This is a genomic window from Zavarzinella formosa DSM 19928, assembly GCF_000255705.1.
GTDB classification, from domain to species: Bacteria; Planctomycetota; Planctomycetia; order Gemmatales; family Gemmataceae; genus Zavarzinella; species Zavarzinella formosa.
In genome coordinates, this window is the sequence record NZ_AIAB01000506.1 from 1 (window position 1) to 4,810 (window position 4,810).

Sequence of the window (4,810 nt, forward strand, 5' to 3'; positions counted from 1 at the left end):
CGCGGCGGCAACGGCGTCGCCGGGCGGCGAGCCGACCCAATGGGCGTCGAGCGCTTCGAGGATGTGGCCCGCCCGCCGCCCGTACTCGCCGACCATCCAGATGAGGGCCGGCAGGTCGTCAACGTTCAGGTCGGCGGCCCATGCCGACGAGGCGCCCATCCGCATTGCGGCCCGAACGCCTTCAGGGAATAGCGGTTCTGGCACTCGTTGCGTCTCTTGCCGAACACCCAAACTCACCTGCCCGGCCGGAACGACTCTGACCAATATTACAACGACTGATGACCCCGGCCGGCTGCAGTGCCTTGTTCGGCGTCTGGGACGTTCCCAGTGGCGACGCACCCGTAGAAGACTCGCGGAACCGCATACGGCAAGTCCAAACCCGACGGCCACGGCGTCTCGGACAGTTCAAGCGTCCGGTCGCACTCGTAGGGAGTGGAGACAATGTCCTCGACCCCGGCCACCCTGCCTGCGGTCAGGGTGTAGCTCAGTTCCTTGACGTGGTTGCTGTCATCCAAAACGAACCCCGCCGCCAGCCGTCCGCGAATCGGGGTCGAGTAGGTCAACCGGAGTCGCCCGGGCGCTGGCACGGCCCACGCACACGGGACCACCGCATAGATCGTCTGTCCGTAGGCGTAAGTTAGCTCGCCAGACCCGTCGGCGTTAAAGCGCAGGAAACGGAGGCTTGAGTAGTTGTCCGGCGTCGCCCGCCATGACGTAGCCACTGCCAGCGTTTCACTCTCGGTCACGATATCGCGCATCGGTGCTTTCTCCGCGGCCGAACGACAAAGTTCAGTTGCCGGGGCCGAAACGACTCCGGCAATATTACGACGACTGATGACCCCGGTCGGCTGCAGCGCTTTGTTCGGCTTGCCTTTAATGCACAGTAACTACTCCTGCCACGGCTCGGACAAGTTGCCGTTCCAAGGCAGGAACAAGAACCCTTGCGAGGCATCCTGCAACGCGCCCTGCACCTCCATGAGCGTGTTGATCTCGTCGAGCGCGGCGTCCAAGTCTTCGATGCCGATCTCGAACCGGGCGCCGCACTCACGCATGGCGGCCTCATGCGGCGTTCCCTCGCCGATCTCGGCGGCCTCCGCCGCGACGTGCGGCTCGGCCGACAGCACAATGCGAAACTGCGGCCCGCCGACTCGGCCGACGGTCAACTCGTCGTCGCGGCGGGAGACGGTCAAACCATAGCCGGCGAGTGATTTTGCGGCGGCGTCCAAGTCGCACGCGCCGGGCCGGAAGAACACCAAGCAGCCTTCCGCCATCCGCTCGCCTCTCTAGCCGAACACTCAAACTCAGTCGCCGGGGTTGAAGCGGCTTAAACCCATGTTACGATGGCCGAGGCCCCCGGTCGGCTGCAATGCCTTGTTCGGAGCATGACTTGCCACTCGCCAAGATGATATGAGACTACGCCTGCACGCCATCCGCCGCCGGCTTTGTTTTTCCACGGCGATTGGCCCATAGCGTTTGGACCGCCCACCCGAGGGGAACCGCGAACGCCGTCAGCCGAAAGACTTCCGCAAATGGCCTCACACGGATGACCAATTGATCCAGTCCCCCCGGCCGAGGGAACAGAAAGACAACCCAATTGTTATCTCCGGGAAATCCCATGACGCAGAGGAAAGCAATAACCAGCGCCGTCACCGTCAGGCCGAGCCACCAATTCCCCCGCCGGGCCTGACGGTGGCGAGCTTTGAATATCCAGTCGTAGGTGCCGCCGACCAGACTCCCGACGATGGCCAGGCCACCCATGATGGTCAAATGCCACTTGGCAACGACGACATGCGCCTCCTCGTCCGGCATGTGACGACGAAATACGAATTTATCGAACACCTTGACGTAGCCGGTGGAGAAGTCTTTCCCGTCATACGGGTCGTCCTCCTTGTCCCGGACATGAAGTTTGAGACCGGGGGGCACGTACGGAACGAACTCGGAACTGCTTGAGGATTCATACAGGCCAGGGGTGTACATGACACACACGGCAACGCACGCCCCGACAACGGCCCACGCGAAAATGATCCGGAGCAACACCGGCCGGTCGTCAACCTGATTCGATTCCATCGGCATCTCTCGCATAACGCAAACGCCCGCGCAACACTAAGCGGCCTGACCGACGATTGCAAGGAAGAAGGCATGCGGCGTCGGGCTTGATGAGATCAGCGCCTTGTTCGGCGTGCTTTTCCGGGGCCGCGCCATCGGTGCGTCTCCGTCGAACATCAAGCTAAACGACGAAGCTCACCCGCCGCGGCGGCCGCCGGGCGAGATGACTGGTTCGACGCGATTACTTGGACTCCGCGGTCAGGTCATACAGGCGGGTGGCGCCGTCGAAACAGGCCAACGCCAGCCGCTTGCCGTCGGGGCTGAAAGTCGTGCGGTATGGCCTGTCCGTCAAGGCAAGTCGTCGCACTTCCATGCCGGACTTGCGATCCCATAACCGCATACCGTCGGGTCCGGAGAGGGTCGCAAAGGCGGCGCCGTCAGGCTTCATCGCCACCCCCAGGATTGGGGCCGTGTGGCCTTCGGCTTTGAGGACGACCTTACCCTCGGCCACGTCCCAGAGTCGTGCGGTCTTATCCACCCCGGCGGACACCAGGAATTTCCCGTCCGGCGTGAAGGCGACGGCCAGGGCAGGCGTGGCCGAATGCCGCAGGGTGGCTTTCTCCTTCCCTGTCGCGCTGTCCCACAATCGCACGCTCCCGTCATTCGCGGCGGAGGCAATCAGGGCGCCGTCGGAGCTGACGGCCAGTGACCGGATGGTCCCGGTGTGGCCGGCGAGGGCGAACGTCTCCTTGCCGGACTTGAGGTCCCACACCCGGAGCATCCGGTCGCTGCCGCCCGCCAATACCCGCTTGCCGTCCGGTGTGACGCAGACCGCCTCCTGGGACGCTTTCAGGGGGATGGCGAGGATTTCCTTGCCGGTGGCGGCATCCCAGACCTGCACCAGCCCCGCCGACTGACCCAATTTCCGCTCCCGGGTGTCATAGGCGACGGTCACCAACTGGCTGCCATCGACGGTGAAGGTCAAGTCCGTGACGGACCCGGGGAAGTGATCGATCCGCCGGAGGAGCTTGCCGTTGGCCGGGTCCCAAATCCGGACTGTCCGGTCCGAGCTGCCGGTGGCGATCTGCCGCCCGTCCGGACGGAATGCCACTGCGGAGACCATATCGCTGTGACCTTCCAGCAGCAGCGGCTCACGGGCCGGGGAAGCCCCGGACCCCTCGTCCTTCTTTGCCTTTGGTGGTGTTTGCGCGTGAACCAGTCCTGCGACGAGCAGCAGAAGCGAGAGCATCGTGATGAGGCGTGACATTCTGTGGTCTCGATTGTCATTGACTTGGTGGCGCGCCGCGGCAATGTTGCGGCTGACGACGGTTACTTTCACGCGAACGCCAAAACTCAGCGGCCGGGGCCGGAACGACTCTGGCCACATGCCGCTTGTGTCAACGACACCGCCACTCTGGCGTCCTATTTTGCCGAACATCGAGTTGAGCGGCCCCCGCCTTAAACGACTTCAACCAAAGTCACCGACTTCGAGGCGGGGGGCAGCTCCAACAGTTCGTTCGGCTTTGCGACCCAACTCGCAAACACAGACTATTTACGCTCTCGCTTTAGCACGAGGAAGAACACTTTGCCGTCCTTCGGCGACGCGAACTCCGTCGGACGCTTCTCGCCCGGGGCGGCGAAACAGAGCTTTAGCGTATCGCCACTAATCTCGTAGATGCCGAGCATCGTTTCCTTTGACCTGTCGGCAAGGTCCATGTGCGCCGGCTTCTGTGCCGGATCAATCTTGATTTTCGCCACATCCTTCGGGTTGTCACTTGGCACGATCTCGTTGCCTTTGAAAGTGAAATAGCGATTTGAAGCCTTTTCGAGCGGCACGACCTCACCTTTGTCGACCATCTTCTCAAACTTCCACTCTCCTTGCAGAGCCTTGAGTGCGTTTTCAAGTGTCTCATCCGCCATGGCGGATTGAACCGAAAATGCAGCCGTCAGGACGATAAGAAAGCCGCGAATCATGAGCCCTCCTCCGTTAAGCCGAACACCAAAACTCATCGGCCGGGGCCGGAACGATCTCGGCCACATTACGACGACTGAGGCTCGGGGTCTGCCGCAGCACCATGTTCGGCGGGCATTGGTTGTCGGCGGCGACCCGCGCCTGCCAGGGCGGCGAGAAGACCGCCAACGACGAACGCACCACAGACCAAGCCGTCAAGCATGCCGATCGCCAGCCAAGTCCAGATGTCATACCCCGGGCCGCGGGCCCATAAAACCCACATGACCCCAGCCAGAACGCACACGGGCAAGGCAAGCAGCGGTGTCCGATGTGGACTGAGTCGAATGTGATACACCGCAGAACTCTCCAAGGGGCATGCCGAACGACCAAATTCAGTTGCCGGTTTGGCATCAGGGGCCTCATCCCGACAGGCGGCGAATTCGTGCCCAACCAGTCAACTGCAATGTCTTGTTCGGCCTGATTTCAGACCCTTCACCCAGAACACGCGGCCGGCATAAATGATGCTTTGCTTTTGACCAGTCACTTCAATACCCAAGTGGTCGGGTTGGACGGTTTCTCTCAGGGCATTTTTTTCCTAAATTGTAATGCCTCATCGAGAGTTGGCTCGCCAGCCCACGCTCGCTTGAGAGCCAGTTTGGTCGCCTCGTAGTTGTTATGAAATAGCTTATCCTTGTTCGCCGCTTCTGGCGCCACAAAAACATGACACACAATCACCAAATTGCCACAAGCATCCTTGGGGATTGTCCCAGGGCTACTCAGCGGTTGATCTTGGGCAGGATGGCGAAATTGGTT

The 4,810-nt window shown here is 61.6% G+C and carries 7 protein-coding genes; all 7 read right to left on the reverse strand.

The window, feature by feature from the left end; translation table 11 throughout:
• Positions 1-266: 266 nt before the first annotated feature.
• Positions 267-758, reverse strand: a complete 492-nt coding sequence (locus BGIM_RS0100145) for a hypothetical protein (RefSeq protein ID WP_020467832.1) — start codon at positions 756-758, stop codon at positions 267-269.
• 129 nt (positions 759-887) lie between these two features.
• The gene (locus BGIM_RS0100150; protein ID WP_020467833.1) at positions 888-1,271 is read right to left on the reverse strand and encodes a hypothetical protein; all 384 of its coding nucleotides are present in this window, start codon (positions 1,269-1,271) and stop codon (positions 888-890) included.
• Between the two features lie 142 nt (positions 1,272-1,413).
• Positions 1,414-2,067, reverse strand: a complete 654-nt coding sequence (locus tag BGIM_RS0100155) for a hypothetical protein (protein ID WP_020467834.1) — start codon at positions 2,065-2,067, stop codon at positions 1,414-1,416.
• Between the two features lie 220 nt (positions 2,068-2,287).
• The gene (locus tag BGIM_RS0100165) at positions 2,288-3,313 is read right to left on the reverse strand and encodes a WD40 repeat domain-containing protein (RefSeq protein WP_029629602.1); all 1,026 of its coding nucleotides are present in this window, start codon (positions 3,311-3,313) and stop codon (positions 2,288-2,290) included.
• 281 nt (positions 3,314-3,594) lie between these two features.
• Complete coding sequence (locus BGIM_RS0100175; protein WP_020467837.1) at positions 3,595-4,020, reverse strand: TIGR03067 domain-containing protein; 426 nt, start codon at positions 4,018-4,020, stop codon at positions 3,595-3,597.
• Between the two features lie 13 nt (positions 4,021-4,033).
• Positions 4,034-4,198 (reverse strand): hypothetical protein, encoded by a 165-nt coding sequence (locus tag BGIM_RS62330; protein WP_157368518.1) that lies wholly within the window; start codon positions 4,196-4,198, stop codon positions 4,034-4,036.
• Positions 4,199-4,576: 378 nt separating this feature from the next.
• On the reverse strand, positions 4,577-4,810 hold a 234-nt coding region (locus BGIM_RS60055), incomplete at its 5' end, for a formaldehyde-activating enzyme (protein WP_020467839.1).